Annotated in this window: 19 protein-coding genes; 9 read left to right on the plus strand and 10 right to left on the minus strand. The window is 32.6% G+C overall.

Translation table 11 applies throughout. The annotated features are described in order from the left end of the window. A partial coding sequence (locus IEU88_RS10190; protein WP_188350417.1) for a YSIRK-type signal peptide-containing protein occupies positions 1–1,659 on the minus strand: 1,659 nt, incomplete at its 3' end. A 575-nt stretch (positions 1,660–2,234) separates the two neighbouring features. Between IEU88_RS10190 and lqo the strand changes: the two genes are divergently transcribed. Both lqo and IEU88_RS10200 read left to right on the plus strand, forming a co-directional pair. Then, positions 2,235–3,725, plus strand: coding sequence for an L-lactate dehydrogenase (quinone) (gene lqo, locus IEU88_RS10195; RefSeq protein ID WP_096808159.1), 1,491 nt, complete (start codon positions 2,235–2,237; stop codon positions 3,723–3,725). Positions 3,726–3,952: 227 nt separating this feature from the next. Continuing rightward, positions 3,953–4,054, plus strand: coding sequence for an SE2200 family small protein (locus IEU88_RS10200; protein ID WP_096808158.1), 102 nt, complete (start codon positions 3,953–3,955; stop codon positions 4,052–4,054). A 124-nt stretch (positions 4,055–4,178) separates the two neighbouring features. On the opposite strand, the gene speB is transcribed toward IEU88_RS10200, so the two are convergent. The 3 genes from speB to IEU88_RS10215 form a co-directional block, all read right to left on the minus strand. After that, positions 4,179–5,153 (minus strand): agmatinase, encoded by a 975-nt coding sequence (gene speB / locus IEU88_RS10205; protein WP_103373225.1) that lies wholly within the window; start codon positions 5,151–5,153, stop codon positions 4,179–4,181. Positions 5,154–5,184: 31 nt separating this feature from the next. Further along, positions 5,185–6,576, minus strand: coding sequence for an MFS transporter (locus IEU88_RS10210; protein WP_369967530.1), 1,392 nt, complete (start codon positions 6,574–6,576; stop codon positions 5,185–5,187). A 261-nt stretch (positions 6,577–6,837) separates the two neighbouring features. Next, positions 6,838–7,731: a LysR family transcriptional regulator gene (locus tag IEU88_RS10215; RefSeq protein ID WP_096823736.1), complete on the minus strand. Its 894-nt coding sequence runs from the start codon at positions 7,729–7,731 to the stop codon at positions 6,838–6,840. A gap of 190 nt (positions 7,732–7,921) precedes the next feature. Here IEU88_RS10215 and IEU88_RS10220 point away from each other — a divergent pair, with 190 nt between their 5' ends. Next, entirely contained in the window at positions 7,922–8,566 is a 645-nt protein-coding gene (locus IEU88_RS10220; RefSeq protein ID WP_103373227.1) for a DUF2975 domain-containing protein, read from the plus strand. Positions 8,567–8,578: 12 nt separating this feature from the next. Next, positions 8,579–8,788, plus strand: a complete 210-nt coding sequence (locus IEU88_RS10225) for a helix-turn-helix domain-containing protein (protein ID WP_096808154.1) — start codon at positions 8,579–8,581, stop codon at positions 8,786–8,788. Positions 8,789–9,063: 275 nt separating this feature from the next. Here IEU88_RS10225 and IEU88_RS10230 read toward each other — a convergent pair whose 3' ends face one another. After that, positions 9,064–10,773, minus strand: coding sequence for an ABC-ATPase domain-containing protein (locus IEU88_RS10230; protein WP_103373230.1), 1,710 nt, complete (start codon positions 10,771–10,773; stop codon positions 9,064–9,066). A gap of 252 nt (positions 10,774–11,025) precedes the next feature. Between IEU88_RS10230 and IEU88_RS10235 the strand changes: the two genes are divergently transcribed. Continuing rightward, entirely contained in the window at positions 11,026–12,246 is a 1,221-nt protein-coding gene (locus IEU88_RS10235; protein WP_229719066.1) for an MFS transporter, read from the plus strand. Between the two features lie 217 nt (positions 12,247–12,463). Here the strand turns inward: IEU88_RS10235 and IEU88_RS10240 are convergent, their stop codons facing one another. From IEU88_RS10240 to melB, 3 genes are all read right to left on the minus strand, one after another. Further along, positions 12,464–13,285 carry a poly-gamma-glutamate hydrolase family protein gene (locus tag IEU88_RS10240; protein ID WP_229719067.1) on the minus strand — a complete coding sequence of 274 codons (822 nt, stop codon included), beginning with the start codon at positions 13,283–13,285 and terminating at the stop codon, positions 12,464–12,466. Between the two features lie 205 nt (positions 13,286–13,490). Beyond that, a complete protein-coding gene (locus tag IEU88_RS10245; RefSeq protein WP_103373229.1) occupies positions 13,491–16,466 on the minus strand; it encodes a glycoside hydrolase family 2 TIM barrel-domain containing protein in 2,976 nt (991 codons plus the stop codon). Between the two features lie 15 nt (positions 16,467–16,481). Then, on the minus strand, positions 16,482–17,873 hold the full coding sequence (gene melB, locus IEU88_RS10250; RefSeq protein ID WP_103373231.1) for a melibiose:sodium transporter MelB: 1,392 nt from the start codon (positions 17,871–17,873) through the stop codon (positions 16,482–16,484). A 177-nt stretch (positions 17,874–18,050) separates the two neighbouring features. Here melB and IEU88_RS10255 point away from each other — a divergent pair, with 177 nt between their 5' ends. Continuing rightward, on the plus strand, positions 18,051–18,896 hold the full coding sequence (locus IEU88_RS10255) for an AraC family transcriptional regulator (RefSeq protein ID WP_096808149.1): 846 nt from the start codon (positions 18,051–18,053) through the stop codon (positions 18,894–18,896). A 227-nt stretch (positions 18,897–19,123) separates the two neighbouring features. Next, positions 19,124–20,218, plus strand: coding sequence for a flavin monoamine oxidase family protein (locus IEU88_RS10260; RefSeq protein ID WP_103373065.1), 1,095 nt, complete (start codon positions 19,124–19,126; stop codon positions 20,216–20,218). Positions 20,219–20,323: 105 nt separating this feature from the next. Here IEU88_RS10260 and IEU88_RS10265 read toward each other — a convergent pair whose 3' ends face one another. Both IEU88_RS10265 and IEU88_RS10270 read right to left on the minus strand, forming a co-directional pair. Next, positions 20,324–20,746 (minus strand): OsmC family protein, encoded by a 423-nt coding sequence (locus IEU88_RS10265; protein ID WP_157772534.1) that lies wholly within the window; start codon positions 20,744–20,746, stop codon positions 20,324–20,326. Between the two features lie 353 nt (positions 20,747–21,099). Next, positions 21,100–22,389 carry a YhgE/Pip domain-containing protein gene (locus IEU88_RS10270; protein ID WP_103373066.1) on the minus strand — a complete coding sequence of 430 codons (1,290 nt, stop codon included), beginning with the start codon at positions 22,387–22,389 and terminating at the stop codon, positions 21,100–21,102. Positions 22,390–22,548: 159 nt separating this feature from the next. Between IEU88_RS10270 and IEU88_RS10275 the strand changes: the two genes are divergently transcribed. Beyond that, positions 22,549–23,163, plus strand: a complete 615-nt coding sequence (locus IEU88_RS10275; RefSeq protein ID WP_096808145.1) for a TetR/AcrR family transcriptional regulator — start codon at positions 22,549–22,551, stop codon at positions 23,161–23,163. Between the two features lie 480 nt (positions 23,164–23,643). Continuing rightward, entirely contained in the window at positions 23,644–24,468 is an 825-nt protein-coding gene (gene licT / locus IEU88_RS10280) for a BglG family transcription antiterminator LicT (RefSeq protein ID WP_103373067.1), read from the plus strand. Positions 24,469–24,476: the final 8 nt, after the last annotated feature.

Raw genomic sequence — 24,476 nt, forward strand, 5'->3', positions numbered from 1 at the left:
TTCACTCTCACTTTGTGACTCAGATGAACTTAGCGATTCGCTCTCGCTTATTGATTCAGAGGCACTCAATGACTCGCTTTCACTTTGTGACTCGGAAGCACTCAACGATTCACTCTCGCTTAATGACTCAGAGGTGCTCAACGATTCACTTGAGCTAAGGGATTCAGACTCGCTTATTGATTCAGACTCACTACCATCATCTTCTAAAACTATCGTATCATCATTACCATTATTTGAAAGAAGATCAACATCTATTAAACCTGTTCCTACAGCTGAAGTGAAATCATATTCATGCCTTCCTGGTTGATTTGACCCGGGTAATATACCTCCTTCTGTTAATGAGTTTAAATCTATGTTCAAATTATAAGAAACTCTACTTCCAACACTTAAATTCAATAAATTTCTAACACTCCCAAAAATCACTCCAGTGTTAGCATCAATATTTAGATTATCACCGTTAATCGTGCCTTTATTTCTTATAGCTCCTAAAACGCCTGGTAGGTCATAATCTAATGTGACTGCGTTTTTGAAGTTAGGATTTGTCATTAAATTATAAAATTGTTCTGGTAATTGAAAAGTTGGATAAGTATTTCCTACTCCCAGACTTACTAATGGATACCCTTCTAATTTTAAACTTAACACTCCATCATTATGGCTCGCTATCAAATCCATATTATCTAAGAGTGTAACATCTGCAAGAGCAGCCATTCTTATGTTTTCATTAATAAGTTGGTTATTTTCAATTGCTCGTTGTTGAATTGTTACATTTGTTTTGTTATTTTCTTTTCCTGATTCATCTCGCACTGATTCAACAGTTTCTTGTCTATCTCCCTTTATTAATTCTAGATTTTTTTCCAATTTTGTTATTTCTTTGTTTTCTTCTGTCTCTTCTGATGAAGGTGCCTTATCTTCTTCTACTTCTGGATTGCCTTCTGTCTCTTCTGATGAAGGTGCCTTATCTTCTTCTACTTCCGGATTGCCTTCTGTCTCTTCTGATGAAGGTGCCTTATCTTCTTCTACTTCCGGATTGCCTTCTGTCTCTTCTGATGAAGATGCCTTATCTTCTTCTACTTCTGGATTGCCTTCTGTCTCTTCTGATGAAGGTACCTTATCTTCTTCTACTTCCAGATTGCCTTCTGTCTCTTCTGATGAAGATGCCTTATCTTCTTCTACTTCTGGATTGCCTTCTGTCTCTTCTGATGAAGGTGCCTTATCTTCTTCTACTTCCGGATTGCCTTCTGTTTCTTCTGATGAAGATGCCTTATCTTCTTCTACTTCCGGATTGCCTTCTGTCTCTTCTGATGAAGGTGCCTTATCTTCTTCTACTACTTCTGCCCTTTCTTGAAGAGATTTATCCATTTTATTATCATATTTAATTGATAATTCCGAATTTTTTTGTTTCTCCTCCTGAGTATTCCCTATATCAGTAATTTCTCTGTTCTTACTTTCTTGAAAGTATTCTAATGATGAGTCACTCTTTTTAAGTGAATTCTCATTCCCTATATCACTATCAGATAGAACTGAAGTTGATTGCCTTTCATTATTTTTTCCCTCATTAGCCTCTGCAACATCTCCAGTTGAATAAATCGTTAGACCAATCAATATTGATCCAACACCAACGCCCAACTTTCTTATAGAATACCTTCGTCTTTCTTTCACAGCAATAATTCCCCCTTTTAATAAGTATAATTACATATTACATTGCATTTCTGAAAAATACTATATGTTTATTAAAAAACAAATTATTAATCTTGATAATTACTTTTTATTTTAAAAATTAATTAGTAATATATTTATTTAAGATATATATTGCATCTTTTTTCTGATGAAATGTATATCATAGTAATCAAAAGAAAATATGCATATTATTATAAAAAGTCAAAAATTATTTTTTAATAAATTATTTCATTTGCTCAATTGCTTTTCTGCTTTTCACAATTTTCTCCTAATCTTCAATAATTTTTACTGTTAATGTATTCACTTGTACTCTCCTGACAATATAATGTAAAATTACTATACAGCACTTATAAATGTCTATACTATGATTTATATGCATAATATAGGGTAAATATTTATATGTATATCGACGTATTCCATAGTAGAATATGTTCTATGACTAATATGTATTTTTACATGTAAGAATAGCGTAATATAATAGTAAATAAAGACATAAGATGAGTGACAATGTGTGACACACTGTTACTGATGTTATTAAGAATGAAAGGTGAGGAACTATGGCTAAAACTGAGTCAAAAGACGTCATTCTTATTGGCGCCGGCGTATTAAGTACTACATTTGGTTCTATGCTTAATGAACTTGAACCGGATTGGAATATTAAATTATACGAACGTTTAGATCGTCCTGGTGAGGAAAGTTCAAACGAGCGTTATAACGCAGGTACAGGGCATGCTGCACTTTGTGAATTAAATTATACAGTTCAGCAACCTGATGGTTCAATTAACATTGAAAAAGCAAAAGAGATTAATGAACAATTCGAAATCTCTAAACAATTCTGGGGTCACTTAGTTAAAAATAAGTATATCGAAAATCCTAGAGAATTCATTCATCCATTACCACATATCAGTTTTGTAAGAGGTAAAAATAACGTCAAGTTTTTAAAAGACCGTTACGAAGCTATGAAAAACTTCCCTATGTTTGATAATATCGAATATACTGAAGATATAGAAGAAATGAGAAAATGGATTCCATTAATGATGCAAGGTCACAGCGCAAGCGATATTATGGCTGCCAGTAAAATTAATGAAGGTACAGACGTAAACTTTGGTGAATTAACTCGTAAAATGGCAGCAAACCTTGAAAAAGACCCGCATGTAGAGGTTCAATATCATCATGAAGTACTTGATTTCAATCAACGTAATGACGGTAAATGGGAAGTTCATATACGTAATGTGAATACTGGTGAAACACAAACACAATTGGCGGATTATGTATTTATCGGTGCTGGTGGTGCCGCTATTCCATTACTACAAAAAACAGGTATTCCTGAAAGTAAACACTTAGGCGGATTCCCTATCACAGGCCAATTCCTAACATGTACAAATCCAAATGTTATTGAAGAACATGGTGCCAAAGTATATGGTAAAGAACCGCCAGGCACGCCACCAATGACTGTACCGCATTTAGATACACGTTTCATTAATGGTCAAAAAACACTATTGTTTGGACCATTCGCAAGTATCGGTCCTAAATTCTTAAAATATGGTTCAAACTTAGATTTATTTAAATCTGTTAAACCATATAACATCACAACATTATTAGCAGCGGCAGCGAAAAACTTACCGCTACTTAAATATTCATTTGATCAAATTTTAATGACAAAAGAAGGTTGCATGAATCACTTGCGTACTTTCTACCCAGAAGCACGTGATGAAGATTGGCAGTTATATACTGCAGGCAAACGTGTTCAAGTAATCAAAGATACTGAAGAATACGGCAAAGGATTCATCCAATTCGGAACAGAAGTTGTAAATTCTGAAGATCACTCTGTCATTGCATTACTTGGTGAGTCACCAGGTGCATCAACTTCTGTATCAGTTGCATTAGAAGTATTAGAGAAAAACTTCTCTGAATATAAAAATGACTGGGAACCTAAAATCAAAAAAATGATTCCTTCTTATGGTAAATCATTAATTGATGACGTTGATTTAATGAGAAAAACACGTCGTCAAACTTCAAAAGATCTTGAATTAAACTATTACGAATAGACTTTTGATTGCTTAAGTGTGAAAATCTAAAATGAACTTAGACTAAGATACGATTAAACACCTATTTATGAACCTACACTCATAGGCTCATTTCTGATACATCTTGTTCTAAATGTCTCTAGAAATTGAGTCATTAAAGTAATCATATCGGTTTCTTATGTCTATTGTTCATTGGCATTTTTTAAAGATACTTTGTTATCATTGATTCACTTAAAGGAGCGAAATTTATGAAAAAATTATTAATTGTTGTGGCCATAGGTGCATTAGCATTCGTAGGCCTTAAACGTTATCAACAACATGTAAACCAAGCGCCAAATATTGAATATTAATAAAGCTTGTAAGCCGTCACAAGGTAGTTTCACCTGTGACGGCTTTTTTATACTGTACCGCAAAAAGATGGCTATAAACTTGTGGTCGTCTATAGCCATGCTTTTTTTATAATATACGCCCTATTTATCTCTCACCTTTTAACTCTCTTTCTTTTAATACATAACTCAATAAATCCAACATAATACGTGCGGCAGTCTGACCTGTCATACCAGTTGGGTCATAAACAGGTGCCACTTCTACTAAGTCAAACCCGACTACTTCATTGTGTTTTGCTACTGCTTTTAATAATTCATTCACTTCGTCATAAAGTAAACCGCCGGGAGATGGTGTACCAGTGCCAGGTGCAATAGAAGGATCAATACCATCGATATCAATTGTAATATATAATTTTTCGCCTTCCGGAATTAATGCAGCTAAATTTTCAGGACCCTTTTCACGCATTTGTTTCGGCGACAAAATAGTTGCACCATAATCACGAGCCGCATCTACATCTTCTTTTAAACTACTGCTAATGCCTCGGATACCATATTGGTATATGTTTTTTACATGATCCATTTCAGACAACCTTCTAATACAACTGCCATGACCGTATCTTTGTCCTGAACGATGGTCAGCCCAATCTAAATGTGCATCGATTTGCAACACATGGAATGGTCCCAAAGCTTCAACACCTTTTCCTGTAGCAGCAGTAATTGAATGATCTCCGCCGATAATGACTGGCATGACACCTTTATCAACAATTTTTTGTAATGTTGCTTCGGTGTTATCATGACTTTGCATAATGTCTCCATGCACGATATCCACGTCACCTACATCAAATACTTTCCATTTTGGCCCTAAATATGTGATATCATTTTCAATATCATAAGCACCTTCTAGACCAAAGCTATATAGTGTAGAACCTTCTCTCACGCCACGTGGCCCCATACGAGCGCCTGATTTCCATTGTGTTCCCATATCGTTAGGCACACCAATTACTGCCACATCTGCGTTAATATCTGATAATTTTTCAATATTATCACACACTGGATATTTACCAAATGTACAAATACCTGTAAATGGTAAATTTAATGTTTGTTTTTCTTCTGGTTTCATCATAATAAAATACCCCCGTTTAATTAAAATGTGTTTATATACAATCAGCTTTCATAGACTTCTCATACATTGTCACCATCAAAATAACAATTGAAATAATGCCGAAACCTAATGGTGTTAACATACCAAGTGCGCCCGCCAAGTGTTCATTGTGAAACAGTTCAGCAAATGAAGTATATATTGCGGTAGAAATAGCAATACCAAATGAATAACCTAAAGAACTAGCCATTTTGTAAATACCTGAACCAATCCCTACTTTGTCGTCGTTTACGTTAACCAATAATGTATCTAATGAAGGCGTTGCATACAAACCAATACCAATACCTGCAATTAAAAATCCAATAAATACAACGATAATGTATGGTAAATTAGGCAAAAATGTTAATGCTCCAAAACTCATACCTACACTCGCTATAATAATTGAGATAAACATTGGTTTATAAGGGCCAATTTTCTGTAATAATCGTTCTCCTACGCGTATCATCAACAATAAAGCTATAATATTGCCCAACGTCAGTAACCCTGTTTGAAAAGCCGTAAAGCCTCTTCCAATCTGAATATATGTGTTCGCTACGACAATGGTTCCAGCAATACCATTTTGCAAGAAATTGGTAAGTACAGCACCAGTAAATGGTTTAGATTTAAATAACTCAAAATCTATAAATTGATGTTTTCTTGTTCTTTCAAAAAAGATAAATATGAATGTTAATATGATAGATGCAATGAATAATGCCACAATAGGAAAGCTTGTCCATCCTAAGTCTTGTCCTTGTGTCACAATAATATTAATAACTAATAAGGTAACTACAAAAATTGAAAAGCCAATAATATCAAATTTTTCTTTATTTGCTTTAGCAACTTTCGTTTCTTCTATATTTTTCAATAAGACCATCGCAATGACTGCAATCGCAATAGAAAGAATAAATATCATTCGCCAATCAAAATAGGTAGCGATTAATCCACCCACAAATGTAGTTATACCGCCACCGCCCCAAGAACCAAATGACCAATAACTCAAGGCACGTTGTCGTTCACTTTCTTGAAATGTTGTCTTAATCAATGCTAATGTAGCTGGCATCACAAGTGCCGCAGATAAACCTTGAAGCACCCTTGCAAAGATCAATAAAACAGGTTCTCTTGCCAAAATGACAAGTAATGAACCGACGATGCTAATAACTAAACCAACGTAAGTCATTTTCTTTCTCCCAAGTCTATCTGAAATACCTCCGCCGACTACAATAAACAACCCACAAAATAACGAAGTTAGACTCGTGGAAATATTTAAAATACCTGACGAAACATTTAGATCTTTTTGCATTGTTGGAATGATATTAATCATTGATTGTGCAAAAAGCCAAAATGTTAATATTGCCAAAACCATGCCTAAAATATACAAATCTATTTGTCTTTTAGCTTTCATGGCAATCCCCCTTTGATTTGAAGGTTCCTTCAAATTAGTTGAAGTTTAGCACCATGTTTGCAATTCAGCAACTTTGTTTCTGAATAGTCTGACAAATTATAATTGGATATTTTTTTAAAAAGTATTGATATCATAGTGTTTATTTAGGTGATTTTGTTATAAAGTACAGAGGGTTATAAAATTTCTTTATGCGCTTATAAAAACGATTACAAATAGTAAAAAATAAAACGCTAAGCAGCTTAAAAAACCACTTAACGCTATTTTAAATTACTCTATTTCAAAATATATCTTACAAAATGATATAAAGTTTTTTATATCATTATTCATTGCTTCTTCTCTATACAATAACCATGTATTTCTTGTGATACTATCACCGTTTTTAAATTTCAAATCCTTAGTATAAAACGAATCATTATCTAAAATACATGATTTAGGAACGATAGCATATCCCATACCTTTCTCTACAAATTTTTTACATATTTCAATTTTATCAGCTTGAAATATGTTTCTAGCGTACGTATCGTAACGTTCATTCCACCAATCATTGATTGATTTAGTAATTGAATTTTCTAGCTCAATATAGGTGTTGAAATTTTGATGTGATTTATAAACAATTCGGTATTCTTGATGTAAATGTTTCAAACTTATCGGTTTTTTACTAATAATTGTTAATGGATCACGTTTCAATAATATTTTCTGACCATACCAATCATAATCACCTGTTAAAATCCCCACATCAAGATCATTATTTTCCATTTGTTCCAAAATTTCGATACTCCAACCACTTGTCATAGATATATAAATATCTGTATAGGCTTGATAATATTGTTGGATTAATTCTGGCATTGTATATATAGCAAAATTTGTATTTGCTCCTAGTTTCATATTACCTTTCAAATTTTCTCGAAGTTCATTAATATTTGATTTTAAATTTTGAATTTCAAATAAAACTTTATTAGAAAATTTGACTAGATACTCTCCCTCAGGTGTGAACTTAAATTGATTTCCCATTTTTTCAACTATATTAATCCCAAAATCTTTTTCAATTTTTTTTAACCTATAGGAAAGTAATGGTTGAGACATAAATAATCGTTTGGCAGCTTTAGTAAAACTTTGTTCTTTATTAAGCATCGCTAAAATTTTATAATCTTCTTCTTGCACAAAGCAATCCCCCTTTGCTTAAAACACTTATACTCATTCTACATTATTATTATTATATTTTCTTTTTTTATAATATCCGAGTATTGGCTGAGAATTAAAAACATATTTTTATCGTTATTCGATAAAAAAGTATTGAATAGCGATAAAATTAAGATATAATGTAGATAGAAAATTAAAAAGGAGAATTGATATGACTACAATTAATAACAAACATTTTAATATTTTAGTAAAAACTTTAACTGTTATCGCTACTATCGCTTTAGTATTAACCACGCTTATTATGTTACCAATTTTTATAGCAATAATCGCAATTTTAATCATCCCCTCTTCATTTATCAATACGCAACTCGATAAAGCAGATAAATCTTTTTGGGTTGATTCATTAGGCGTGACTGCGCAAAATATTACAAATTATGATTTAAATAGTATTACTTTTTCAAAACCATCTGTTATATTAATACTATTATTAATGGCTCTATTAACCGCTTTGTATATTGTAATTATTGATCAAATAAGAAAATGGCTTAAAAATGTGAGTAGAGGTTATATTTTTACATATAAGAATGCTAAGATAATTATTTTAATTTCATACTGTTTCGTATTATTAGGCCTCTTTGAATCCATTATTAAACTAGCTGGCAATTTTGCGATGTATCATTTTTTAGGACATAATAGTAAATTATATGCACTCATCGATAAAGATATCGAAACTTTCGGTGATTTCTTTTTTAATTTCAATTTCACGCTTATATTTGCTGGTATTATTATTTGGGTGATTGGTAATGTATTTAAATATGGTGCATTTTTGCAAGATGAATTTGATTATACTGTTTAGGAGATTTTATAAATGATTGTAGTTCGATTAGATCGCATATTAGCCGATAGAAAAATGAAACTTAGTGAATTAGCAAGCGAAATTGATATTACAGTAGCAAATTTATCCAATTTAAAAACAGGAAAAGCAAAAGCAATCCGTTTTTCTACTCTAGATGCCATTTGTAAAGCACTAGAATGTCAACCTGCTGATATTATAGAATATACTGATAATGAATCGTGAGCAACGAATAACGAACAGAAATCTTATTCTCTTTGTAAGGGCTGGTCATTCTACTATGGCGGACTATAGTTTGATAAGACTTATCATAAATTTTTCTTTAAAAAGCGATTAACAAGGAGCATATTATATGTGCAGTTAGATTACACGTTGCTATACAGCTTTATATCTTAACTGGTAGGCTCACGTGTGTATGGCCTCAGACTCCCCACCTGCTTATAATGCTTTTTATAAATAATAAGCGTGTCTCAAGTATTCATGCTTGGACACGCTTATACTTACTTACCTTTAATTTTTAATCCTCTATAGCGATTAAGGGCGCCACAGAACTCTTGTTTTCTAGGCAATGCTAAGTTACCAGGATGTCCATCATGAGGTGAGATAACCTCTAATCCTGTTTCATCAATAAGTTCAAAAATTTTATCAGCTGCTTGAGACACAGTGTCTTGTTCATTTAATAAATTACTTTGATAATAATCAATCATCATGGCTAAACAATTGGTTTGGCTTGAGTCGACAAGTTGCTCCAAACCAGAAATATCGATACGTGCTTTACCGTATAAAATTGTATGCATACCTTTCACTTTAAAACGTTGGTCTCTGCCTTTATTAGAAAAGCTAGATTTTAATGGAATTCGTTTGGGTATTTCACCAAATTGATAATGAAGATAATGTCCTGGTTGATAGTTATCTGTCTCAGCAATTGCTTTAGCTTTATCTGTAACATCTTTTAGTATATATTCATCCATCATAAGTACTTGATCAGCTACTTCAAAATAATCACCTGAACCGCCTACGATTAAAATCGTTGAAACCTGATGCTTTTCAAACAAAGGCTTAACTTTATTAGCAAAGGGTGTAATAGGCTCTTTGTCCAGAGCTATTAATTTTTGCATTCTAGTATCTCTAATCATAAAATTAGTCGCTGAGGTGTCTTCATCTATTAACAATAATGATGTTTGTGATTCTAAAGCTTCCATTACGTTCGCAGCTTGTGATGTACTACCACTGGCATTTTCAGTAGAAAATTGCGTCGTATCTTTTTTACCTGGTAAATTATTGATAAATGGTTCTATATTCACCTTTTCAATACTACGGCCATCTTCTGCGCGAATCTTCATTGCGTCTTCACGTGTAATTATCATTTCACGACCATCCCCAGGTACATGATGGTATACACCACGCTCTAAGGCCTCAAGTAATGTAGACTTGCCATGAAAGCCACCGCCTACAATCAACGTTATACCTTCAGGTAAACCCATTCCTTTAACTATTTTACCACTGGGTAAAGTCATTTGAATTTCAAATTTTTCAGGGCTTTGGAATAAAACAGCACCAGGTAATGGCTTGCCAGATACACCACTTTTTCTCGGTAATATTGAATCATTAGCCACAAAAGCGACTAAATGTTGGTGTTCAAGTGTTTCACGTATAAATACTTGGTCTGTAAACAAAGTCACTTGTTCATTTAAGGCCGCTTGATTCACATGTTTATATAATAATGATTGTTCTACTATTTTGGGTAATAAATCTAGAAATATATGATCAGCTACTTTTCCTAAAATCTTCCTTCCAGCAGCTGGTAAACCAACTTCAAAACGGACTTCAATATCACATTTATTGATGATTACAGAGGACCGTTTTAACATCTCTTGCCCACAATGATCTATAACAATATCTGGAGTTTTTTTCGAAAATTGATCAGATTTAAGGACGGATTTAATGCGATCGCTAAACGTTCTTGTTAAAAAATCAGAGACAGCAATGATTTTAGCCGATGAGTCTAATAATTCATTAGGTATTTTAGCAATATCTCGCTTCATTTTGACACGTACTTTAGATGGTGGTGCGTATGGATCTGCTTGTATATGATCTATAGCTAAACGAAAATGGTCAAATTGATATTCACCTTTGAGCCGTTTATATGCGCCATATTTTTGCCCATCTAACGATTTTAATAATTTTTCAAATTCCAATGCATTTTTCAACATGCACACTCCTTCAACCTATGTTAATGCTTTGTTATTTTATACCCATGTTAGCAATTAGTTGAAACTATCTATCGTATCAAAACCATTACATTATAGTACAAATGTGAATCGTTTAAAAATTTTAATTTAAAAATTAAAAGATGTAATTTATTTCAATTCCGCACAATATTTTCGTCGATTTTACCAAATCCTATTTCCCAGAAAATAGTTACTATCAAATTGAATAAACTTATGAAAGGAGTATCTTATATGCAACAAGAAACAACACCCATCCATAAAACATATTGGATTAAGTTAGTTACTATTTTCACGTTTGGTTGGCTCGTGATTTATGCTGCCCGAACTATTCTAAATCCTATTATGGGAGACATCAAACAGGCATTTTCATTAAACAATGCACAGTTAGGTTTAATTATGAGTATCTTCTTTATTGGTTACACATTAACGCAAATTCCTTCAGGTATTTTAGGAGATAAAGTCGGTCGTAAGACAATACTTGTACCTAGCATGCTTATTTTCGGTATATTTACCGCCGTTACCGGTACGATGCCATCTTTCTTCCTATTCATGTTTGCTTGGCTCATGGTAGGCCTAGCACAAGGTGCGTACTATGGGCCACAATATGCCCTATCTTCGGAAGCAATCCCTGAAAAACATATCACATTAGGTAGCGCACTGATTAATAGTGGCATGGCTTTTGGGACATCCATTGGATATTTTATCTCAAGTTATACGGTTCAAGAGTTTGGTATGCATTGGCGTGTACCTTTCTTTATTATGGGCATTCCAGTGCTTATCTTAGCTTTGCTTATGTATAAAGTAATCAAAGAACGCCCGAAGCAAATCACCATTTCTAATGAATCGGTTCAAGAACCATTTAAATTTTCAAGTTTGTTTAAAAATCGAAACCTTATTTTAGCGTATATTATTATTTTCTGTTCTATTTATGGTTTTTTTATGATTATCACATGGTTACCTTTTTACTTAGAAACTGAACGAGGTATTAGCGGCGCACAAGTCGCTTTTGTCGCGTCACTTGTACCTTGGGCAGCGATACCTGGCTCTTTATTCTTTAGTTGGTTATCTGATCGTTTAGGTAGACGTCGTCCAGTGCTCATTATCATGTTGCCATTAGCATTTATTTTCACAATATCTATAGTGATGTTTAATAATTTATGGGTTTTATATATCGCTTTAATTGGGTATGGTGTTGTTGGAAAAATAAGTACTAACCCTGTGCTCATCGCTGTGGTATCAGCCAATGCGCCTAAACATGCATTGAGCACTTCTTTTAGCGTCTATAACTTTATTGGTATGACCGCTTCTATATTAGCGCCTTATTTAACAGGTTACTTAACCGATTTAACTGGCAAAATGGCAACTGGTTTCTACCTAGCAGCTGGCCTACTCATTATCGGATTTATTTGTGCTCTTTTATTAAGAGAACATAATAAAATAAAAGTAAGCTAATTTTAAGCATTGGGCTATACTCATAGTCTTCTCGTTTAATAAACATAGTATTCATATGATGACTAGGTTTTAGAGCATTTTGATACATCTTATTCGAAATCTAGTCATTTTTGTTGTTCATCACTTATTATAATTATATATATAAATAATATATTCGATTGACTTATTTCAAATTAGGCTAATTATAATCTTCAATAAAATTGAGCTGAATCTCTTGTCATTCTTCTATTTTCACTTTGTTAATTGCTTGATTAATTGCTTTGGCCATATCTAACATAGTCGCACTATAATTAGACTCGTCGCTTCTCGATTGGCTACTTAAATCATTATTAGAGAATAACTGTTCTCTTAAAGCAGTTGTCATTTCAATTTGTACGCCCTCTCCTTTTTCATTCATATTGGCTGGATTACTATTTGCACGACCTTCAATTAAATCAGGCGCTTCTTCTGCTTTAATTCCTTTGGATTTTAATTCATCCGTTATCTCTAAACGTAATGCTTTATCCTTACCTCCTATATAAGCAATCGCTTTATCCCCTTTATAACCATGGATCATTACACTATATTGCTTATCTGAAACCATGTTGTGCAATACGTCATTATTATAATTTACTGATGTGACATGTAATTCAGAGTTATTTTCACTTCTAATACCTTCAAACGAAAAATAATCATAGTTGCCAAGTCGGGCAGTATATTTTGCTAACTCTGTAGTACCTGGTTCAATTGCGCCTCCATGCATAGCTGCAATAATTGTATCGCTGTCATTTTTTTCTGTGTTGATTTTCCAATCAACACCTTCATTTGTTTCTTTTTGGAGCTCTTCCATAGATTCATATTTATCAGGATTTCGGTTAGCAACTTCATAATTAATATGGTATGCATTTATGGTGTTTGGATTTTCAATGTTGTGTGTTTCAGATGCATCACTTTTATTTGAGTTAAAAATCAAAATACCTAAAACATTTAATATAAACAAACTACTCACGATAATCATTTGATTCAATTTAAAATACTTTTTTAAAATATTTCTCCTCATGGTTAACCCCCTTATTATAGATACAGATATGCTGAATGTGAATTTAAATCAAATTAAAATATTTTAGTTATTTTATATTTATGTATTACCACTTACTTTATTAAAATATCTAAACCATAATTAAATTTTTCAATTAGACGTAGAGATTATAAAAATGCAAACTCCCCACAAAATCAAATGTGTTTTGTGGGGAGTCTTACTTCATTTATTTAAATCTCAATTCAAATTGGAAGTGGATATATTTGTCGTTTAAACGGTAAGCTTCGCTTAATTCTGGTCCGCAACTATTCGAGCCGATACCACTTTGCGCGTAATCAATATATAGATAAGTATCGCCTTCTACTAGTTCATCTTTATGCGTTGTATGCGTTAGTTCTTCTAATGTGTAATGTGTTACATTGAAGCTGAATGGTTGTTCGCTGGATACCACAATTTGATGTTGGTCACTTGAAATGTTTGCATAAGTTGTACCGTTATGACTGCCTGTTTCTTGTGGTTTGATATGATTACCACCGTTATCTGTAACAGTTGTTTCGAAATAATCTAAATAGTTCGCTACACCTTTGTCTGGATAACCACTAAATGGTCCACTGCCGTAATAGGTTACTGATTCAAATGCTTTTGGCAAAACCATAGCTAAACCAAACCTAGGTAAAAATGGCCCTTCTGTATCTTTTTCTAAATCGTAATTCACGTTAAGACGTCCATCATTATACACTGTCCATGTCATTGCCCCCTGTAGTATAGGAGGAACGACATCATTAATTATTACAATTTCAAAAATAACACTGACCGCATCATCAGTTTCTACAATTTTATAATCACGTATGCGAGTGATTGCGTCATAATACCCTAAATACGCCCAATCCTTTCTAATATTAATATCATTATCTATAGGCGCACGCCAAACATTGTTTTTTGTAGGTTGGGTTAAAATAATCTCATTTTTATGGATAACAGATGCTAAGCTACCATCTGCTTTATTCAATACATATTGGTTATCATTTGTTGCAATGGTAATACTTTGATTATTTTCTTTATAGCTTAATTCACCACTTTCTCGAGTAGTATCATATCCAACTGGTTGTCGTTGGTAGACAATTTGGTCATGACCTAGTTCAAAATGATTGTGGCGTAACGGTTCTTCATTTTTCAATTTATAACGTAATAACACATCACTTAATTCACTCATTTCAATATAGTCACTTAAATCAACATCTTTTATACTATGTGGTCCAAAGTTATTCATCATAATTTCAAACGGCTTTTTGTCACCACTTAAATAAGTCGCTGTACCTTCAATAGTTAAATAGTGCTCTACACTACTGAAATCTAGTTGATTACGTAATTTTAAAATACCGTCCGCTTCATGTATTACTTTGACAGGCCTATGTTCGTGTTTAAATTCATAATATCCTTCGTGCGGTATACGATCAGGAAAAACAATACCATCAACACAGAAGTTACCGTCATGCAGTTTTTCTCCAAAGTCTCCGCCATATCTAAAGATAGGATCACCATGATGTTGACCAACTTGTATGCCATGATCACACCATTCCCATACAAACCCGCCAATAAAACTATCATATTGTTCTACAAGTGTTTGATAAGCGTGCAAGTCACCAGGGGAATTCCCCATTGCGTGTGCGTATTCGCAAAGAATAAATGGTTTATCTAAACTGGGGTCTGTCAGATATGTTGTTTCTATTTCTTCTGGTGAAGGATACATTCTACTAATCATCTCAACATTTGATAAATCATATGATTTTGACTTGTCTCTATGGAAAGTGCCCTCATAATGTAATGGGCGTGTCGCATCTAATGTTTTTGCGTGTGCCATAGCTTTGACCATATTCACACCAAAGCCTGATTCATTGCCCATAGACCAAGATACAATCGAACTATAATTCTTTAACGGCGTAATCGATGCTTCAATGCGTTCAATTATTGGTATTTCATACTGCGGGTCATCCGTAATAATGTTAAAGTTATCTGTATTTTCATCACCATAAAGCCTAACAACACCATGGGTTTCTAAATCTGCTTCGCTCATCACATAAAATCCGTATTGGTCTGTTAATTCATAGAATAATGGCGATTTAGGGTAATGTGCTGTACGAATCGAATTAAAATTGCCTTGTTTCATCAATGCTAAATCCTTCATAAATTGTGATTCACTCATCACATAACCTGTTTGAGGATCACTATCATGATAATTAGTACCTCTAAATTTAATAGATTGGCCATTGATATAAAATTGGTTGTTTTTGATTTGTATTTCTCTGATACCAACTTTTTGTGTAATAACTTCTGTTTCGGTAGAAAGTGTCACAGTATATAGTGTTGGATTTTCAGTTGACCACAATTGTGGTGTTTCAATTGTAAAGCTATAGTTACTTGAAATATCTTCTTCTTGAATCATCACGCCTTTAGGATCATATACGTGTGCCTTAACTTTCTCCAAATCTTGTTTATCTTCTAATTTAACGTCAATTGCGCCTTGAGTTAGCAATTCATTGACACGTGTTTCAATTTTAAAATCGTTAATACGTGCTTTTGCACGTTTTAAGATATAGACATCTCTAAAGATACCTGAATGTCTAAACATATCTTGGTCTTCAAAATACGTGCCATCTGAATATTTTAAAACAAGTACTTGAATCGTGTTGATACCATCATGAATCAGATTGGAAATATCAAATTCAGAAATCGAATGAGAAATTTGGCTATAACCAACAAATTGATTATTGATCCATACATAAAACGCACTATCTACGCCTTCAAAATTTAAATGATAGTCACTTTTTTCATCATATGTTGTCACTTCAAATGAGCGTGTATAACGGCCGCATGGATTCTCTTTAGGTACATACGGCGGTTCAAATGGTATCGGATATTGTGTATTTAAATATTGTATTTGATCATACCCATATAAATTCCAAACTGACGGCACGGGAATATGATGTTTATCCACTTCCCTCGTCGCATTCAAACAGTCTACCAATGTATTAAAATATTCAAAACGCCAATCTCCATTTAATAACGTTACATTATTAGTTTGATAACGTGTTTCTAGACGATAAGCGGCCTCTCCTGGTTGATAAGGTATATAAAATGCACGACGTGGCAAAGTATTTACATGTTGAATATCTATATTTTCATGAAATTGTTGTTCTATCATTGATTATTTCCTCCTTTATTTACTCATACGTTCTTTGTGTTCTCTCTGACGCTTGTTTTGCAGTGTCTTTTCTATATCCGTTAAGAAATCACCTTTTAAATGAAAAGCTTTATGATATAAAAATGCAGCTAAAATTACGAAAACGATAGGCAATACGATAATTAAAATACGTAGCCCATTAATTGTCAGCGCTGTTTGCGCTTCATTTGGTGTATAGCCTAAAATGGATAATCCAAGGCCTACAATAAGCGCAGCTACAGCTTGTGAAGTTTTTGTTAAAAATGTATTCGCTGACGTAATTACACTTTCATTACGCTGTCCAAATTTAACTTCACCGTAATCGATAACATCTGCTAATGACACCGTTGTAATACCAATCATAAATCCTGACCCAATGCGTAGTAAGCCTGCGCCTACAATTACAGTTATTACGTTTTGTGGTGCGACAAAACCTGAAATTAAAATAAATAATAAACCTACAATGATGAGTGTAATTGAAGTATTAAAAGCTTTGGTTCTCCCTACCCATTTGATATAGCGTGGTAACATTAATAAACCGAGCATTTCACAAAGAATCATTGCATTGAAAATAGCAAATAAATGCTCTGCATTTACTACATATTTAAAGTAATAGATAATAGAACCATTTAGTGTCTGCAAACAAAGGTTAAATGTTAGTAAAACACCCATAATTGCTAATAATTCTTTATTTTTAAATAAAATTCTACCAATATCTTTAAAATTCACCTTAATACCTGTTTGTTGTTCCATTTCTTTATCTTCGGGTACTTTCCATACTGTGACACCGATTGTGAATATAAAAACAGCACTACAAATAACCGCAAATACAAAAATACCTATTGAATCACTACCTTTACCAAATATATCACCGAGTTTATGTATAAAAAATAAACCAAATGTCCCTACAGTAAATGCAGCTAAACTTGCGAAAAATCTTGGTATTACGGATATTTCCTCACGTTCTCTAGGATTATGCGTTAAATTAGGCAACCAAGACCAATACGGTATATCCATCATCGTATAAGTCATGCCCCATGCAATATATATAATTGATATATACACATACATCGCAGTTTGTGGTAAATCAAAGTTTGTGAATAATAAAATTGTAACAATAGCATTCACTATCGTTCCGATTACTAACCAAGTTTTAAATTTACCAAAATTATTCCGTGTATTATCGACAATCACCCCCATAATTGGGTCATTAATCGCATCCCATATTCGTGCAACAAAAAGCATTACACCCACAAACGCTGGGCTTAAACCGACAATATCTGTGATATAAAACATTAAAAATACACCAACAATGTTGAATATGGCGTCCTTACCTATGGCACCGAACCCAAAAGAAAATTTTTGCATGCCTGTTAAGTGTCTATTCATTTTTTCACCCCTGAAATTCATAGAATATAAAACGCTTTCATAATGTGTTAACTTTATTTTATCAATCATTTATAAAAATTATGAATAGCATTATGATGATAAAATATAGCAAAATGTTTCATTTATACTTAAAATGTGATTATATAAACTATATAACTATAATTTACGAGGTATTCTATGCAAGTGTTATGGAAAAAATTTCAAAAAAAGCATATTGATGCAGATTTAGTAGAATGCGGCATTGAAATTGGCGTGCCAAATGTTGGTTATAAATATTCAGTAATCAAAGAATTTGTTTTACATATCGTAACCCATGGCGAGGGTGTGTTTATATACAATGGTAAAAAACATGCATTAAAAGAAGGCGATATGTTTTTATTAGAAAAAGGGATGGATGTAGAATATAGACCGTCGTTTTCTAACCCTTGGACATACTATTGGATTGGCTTAAGTGGTAAACAAATTTTAGATTATTTACAAAGGTGCCATATTGTAGATAAACATGTCATTATGAATCAAGAGACGTCCGAAATAAGTCATACTATCCAAAAAATATGCAACCTTTCAAAATCAATTGATACAAATAATTCCAATGACATTTTAATTATGCAATACTTATATGATTTAGCTTACAAATTACAAAAACAATTTCCTAAAATATTTTCAGTAAATGTCGATATTATTAATGAAGATATTCAAAACGCGGTTACCTATATCAATGCAAATTATCAAAATAATATTATGATTGTGGATGTAGCGGATTATGTCAATGTAACACGTAGCCACTTATTTAGACTGTTTAAGAAAAACTTAAATTGTTCTCCTAAGGCATATTTAACTTATATTCGAATGTATCATGCTTCCCAATTATTAATTCATAGCAATATTTTAATAAATGAAATAGCGCGTCAAGTTGGTTATAAAGATCCACTCCTTTTTTCTAAAAGTTTCACGAAACATTTTAAAATTAGCGCTTCTGAATATCGAAATCAGTTTGCCAATCAATGCGCTTGGAAAACTTAACGTATTTAATTACAAGCATAGCAAGTCACCGACATTTCAACATGGATAAATTTTTATACTAACTTTAATCTTTTTTATCTATTCCATATGCTTAGTTATATAAGCAAACGATGTGCTTTATTTTAATTGCCCTATATGTTTTGGAAAAGCGGGTTATTTATAAAAGTATAACGGTTATGTTATAATTATCTCAATTTTCAAAATTTAAAAAGAAAGGTGTTTTAAGTATGCCATTGCAGGTATTAATTATCGGAGGCGGTGTCGCTGGTCTGCGTATCGGCACTTTACTTTCAGAAAACAATATCTCTTTCAAAATTGTAGAATCACGAGAAAGATTGGGCGGAAGAGTGCTAACTAAACACGACAATACCGAAGACTATTTTGATTTAGGCCCCACATGGTATTGGCCAGACACCGAAAAGCATATCGAATCCCTATTAAATACATACAACCTTTCTACAATCGAGCAATATAATGAAGGCGACAGTTTACTAGAATTATCTCAAAATCAACTACCCAAACGTATTGCTGCTTCTAATGTAAATAATAGAAGCAAGCGAATTGTAGGCGGTGTTAATGCGTTAGTAACAGCATTAAACAACCATATTTCTGACGATCATATTATTTTAAATCATAAAGTTGAGTCAATTTACCAAGAAAATCAATCATCTTATTCTGTTGTTACTTTAAACCAATATAGCCAGACACATGAAACATTTCATGCTGATATCGTTGTCTTAACTGTGCCACCTAGATTAGTCCTTAATTCAATTGATTTTAGACCGCCTCTCCCAGAGCCATTACAAATGGACTTACTTAATAAACCGACTTGGATGGGTGCGCAAGCTAAAATAGTGGTGACGTATCAATATCCTTTTTGGAGAGATGAAAATCTTTCTGGTAATGTCGTCAGTTGGGCAGGCCCATTAAGAGAAATTTATGATGCTACTACATCTTCTGGCAAAGCTGCATTATTTGGTTTCTTCAGTCTTCCTCCTGCTGAAAGAAATTCAAAATCTGAAGTATCGATTAAAGAGGAAGTCATTCAACAATTAACCAAACTTTTTGGTAGTCAAGCACAAGCATATGAACAGATTTTATATAAAGATTGGTCTCAAGATGGTCATACTGTAACTGAAGGCGATAAACTTAATATCGAAAGTTTTCCGAGTTATGGTCCGCCGCCAAAATATTTCAGCAATATGCTTTTTGCTGGCACAGAGTACGACGCTGTCCATGGTGGCCATATTGAAGGCGCATTGTCCTCAGCAAATCAAATTTCCCAGGAAATTAGAAATATAGTTAGCTCATCATCAAAATAAAAAGCGGGACAAAAATCATATTTTTATAAAATGATTCCGTTGTCCCACTTCTTATTTATAATATAGTTCAAACGTATTTGGCGTTTTTAGATCCTCAATATGCGTTTAGCTATTAACTTCCCCTTGAATACGAATAGATACATCTGCTTTTTTTAATAACTTACCAATCGTACATCCTCTGTCAGCTATCTCAAAAAGTCGATTTACTTCTTCAAAATCTTTTTTGTCTGCGTTTTCAGGTAAAGTGATTTTAGGATAATGTATAAATTCGAATGCTTTGTTTTCTAATTCTTTAATTTCAGTGTCCATTTGTACATCTACTACTGAAATCGTTCTTGCTTCAATCGCATACATTAATGTAATGATATAACATGATGCTGCTGAACTTGCTAACAATTCTTTTGGTGTCGCGCCTTCTCCAGTGCCACCTGATTTAGTTGCTACTGCAATCTTTGCATCTAAATGCTCCGTTTCTACTTTTCCAAACCCTTTAATGTCACCGTTCCAATTTGTTTTTATTACAGCCATGATAATGTCCTCCTTTTTATTATTTGTAAAGCGTGGCATACCATAAATTTAATACAAAATTCATTTATTAGTAATAAAATTTGTTTTATTATCATATCAGCACGCATTAAGCTTAAAATTTCATTGCCTTTATCACATATTGAGTAATTATAAAGGCTATTTAGATAGTCATTTATATCATAATTAAAATGAAACTACTTACTATTACTTATATTATTCCCATTAAATCATTTACCAATCTTTATTATTCATTTTTTAAACATATATATCTATACATAAAAAAACGCTAAAACGATTAATCAAAAAGCGTTTTAACGTTTTTATGCATTATAGATTAAGCAAAATATTAAATTTTATGATGGCACCTCTGTACGTTTGGTACTATGCTTTCTAATTGCTGCAGCTATCACTGTAGAAGCAGCGCCAAAAATCATAAACCCAATAAACATCCACATCGTTGTATCTAATTGGATACCTTCATGTAAATATAAAATCTCTCTTAATGAATTGGCATAATGCGCAAATGGGTTCCATCCAACAATATATTTTTGATAGAAATCAGGTAACATTTGTTTTGGTAATGTCACTAATTGCATACTGAAAAACATTAAAAGGAAAAAGATTGGTATAGATTTTAAACCGAGCCAAGTCATCGTACCTAATATAAGCCCTACAAACCCCATAATTGCTAGAGCAACAAATGTAGCTGTCGTATTTGTGTTGTTAAAATCAAAGCCCAGTACAACTTCCATAAAGTAAATATATGCAAACGCACCTACAAATGCCGTAACGATCGTCATAGCAATTTGTCCTAATGAAGCAATCATGCGGTGATGTATTGCAATATTATTACTCGTTCTAAATGCAAAAAAGAGCAATACTGAAATGAGAATAGAACCCATCCATACTGGCATAAACATTAAGAATGGACCATTGCCACCTGCTTGATGACTACTTATTTTATTTATTTTTTCACTACTTACGTTAACTGGATGCGTTAAACTTTGAACGTCTGATGCTTTTACATCAACATCTTGTTTTTGTAGTATAGACAAGCTTTGTTTTGTAATTTGTTGGTTTACGTTATCACCCATGCCTTCCAATATTTGAGAAGCCATTTGCGATATTTGTGTCCCTCCGCCATCATTGACCATTGTTTTAAAACTCGCTTTTTGAGTTGTTATTTTCTGGTCGCTTCCAGATTCTGTCATTTTTTCCTGCATTTTTTTCGCTTGCTCTGCTGGTACCTCTCCAGATTGAACTTTATCTTTCATTTCTTGTTTTTTAGCGTCCATAACTACATTTTGTGTTTTACTTAGTGCATGTTTTGAAAAATCTTTTTCAATAATTGCTGCACCATAATATTTTTGATCTTTCATGCCTTTTTTGATATCTGCTTCACTATCAACTTGAACCCATTTAACCGCATCTGAATTGCTGTCCATTAATTTATCTTCTAAATGCTTACCTATATTAATATTTTTTCCTTGTATGTCAGTACCTTTGTCTTGGTTGACTATTGCCATCGGAATATCTTTAGGTTTTGGATTAAATGCTGGGTAAAAAGCAATTGAAAAAATAACAAATATTAGAATAGCTACAATAGGTGCAAGCCATAGTAATTTACTTTTAAAAATATTCATCTATCGTCCCTCCTATTTAACAAACACAGTGTTGAATATTTATCACTTTGTCTATTATAATAGGAAATAAGCCGTATACAATAAGCAATGATACGCAAGTCGTTCATTAATGAACACTTTATCTATAAATGTCTATTAAATATAAAGGAGTTTCAATTTATGCCAGAAGATAGACGTGTCCGGAAAACACAAAATGCGATTAAACAAGCGTTGATTCAATTATTAAATGAAAAAGATTTAGATAAAATAACGATCAGTGATATTACTCAAAATGCTGATATTAACCGCGGGACTTTTTATCTTCATTATGAAGATAAATATATGCTTTTAAATAAGATGGAAAATGAATATATTGAATATTTATCAAATACACTAAATACAAAGGATAAATTCTATGTTGGTATGGATGCTAAAGCATTTGCACGTATCTTTACCGAAGAAAAATTAAAAAAAGTTGTACTTCACATCGATGCCAATTTCGAGTTTTATAAAACCATCTTTTCATTAGAAAGACGTAGTCAATTAGAAACAAAATTAAGCCAAGTGATTTATCAAAATATGAAAAAACATATCGCAACTAAAGATACGATAGACGGTATTCCGCTAGACTATTTTCATAGTTATGTCTCAGGTGCGACGATATCTTTTATTAAATATTGGGTCAAAGATAATCGTAGAATCGACCCTTACACGTTAATAGACAGTCTAGTCAAAATTATTTTTAATGGCCCATTAAGACTAATGGCGAAAGAACAATATAACGTTCGCGAATGATAAGTTAGATTATTGTTGAAAGCCAATGCTCCAGTTAATTTCATTATTATAATTAACTTGAAAATAGTAATAGCATTTTGATTCAACATCATAACATATAAATTATTTTAATAAGTGCTGTTTAAGGACTTATTATTTATCTATGTACACTTTCAAACTTGAAACGAAGCAAAAAACACTTTTTAAAAATGGTTGCATCGACCATCTTATTAATATGACTAGTAAAAAGAATACAAGCACTAGCTTCATGATAAGCATCTTTAAAATTAAAAAACGTGTTTTAAGTAAAATGGTTTTTAAAATTCGTATTTTTAATAAACGCATTTTCATTGCAATCAGCAATTGTCTACACGATATTCACGGCTAAGTGACTATTTATAGCTCAATTTTCATGCTCAAAATATTTTGACTACTGATCATATTCTCGGCTATATTTAATGTATTATCATTTCAAAATCACATAACTAAGGGAATGTTTTTATGAAAATCACTAAAATCTTAAACAATAATGTTGTATTGTCCAAGATTAATGGGGAAGAACGTATCGTTATGGGAAACGGATTAGCGTTCGGCAAGAAAAATGGACAACAACTAGAACGTTCAAAAATTGAAAAAGTTTTTCGGTTAACGAGTGAAGATCAAGAACGCATGTTAACTTTATTAAATGAAATCAATCAAGATGTGCTTTTAATTACTGAAAAAATTATAAAATCGGCAAACCAACTTTATGAGTCACCCGTTTCAGAAACGATTTATATTGCACTAACTGATCATATTAATTATGCAATTGAACGTACGCTTGATGGTTTTGATATTAAAAACCCATTACTTTATGAAATACGTTCACTATATCCAAAAGAATATGAAGTAGCTCAAAATGGATTACACGAGATTAATCATTATTTCAACGTTACGTTACCAAAAGATGAAATTGGATTTATTGCTATGCATATTGTGAATGCCAGTTTAGATGAAAATATTGCCAATATTTATGAAATCACTAAAATCACTAAAAGTATGCTTGATATCGTTCGTTATCATTTCAATCTTGCTATCAACGAAGATGAGCTAAATTACTCTAGGTTTATGACACATCTTAAATTTTTTAGCCAAAGGCTAATTAGTCATCAATCTTTAAACGAAGTTACAGATGAAAGTCTACTAGAAGCTTTAAAGCAAAAGCACGCTAAATCAGATGCTTGTGTAGATAAAATTGCAGACTTTTTACTCAAACATTATCATCACCAATTATCTAACGACGAACGCGTTTATTTAATATTACATATTGCGAGATTGCTAAAGTAATCGATGTA

This window comes from Staphylococcus nepalensis (genome assembly GCF_014635045.1).
In the GTDB taxonomy this organism is placed as follows: domain Bacteria; phylum Bacillota; class Bacilli; order Staphylococcales; family Staphylococcaceae; genus Staphylococcus; species Staphylococcus nepalensis.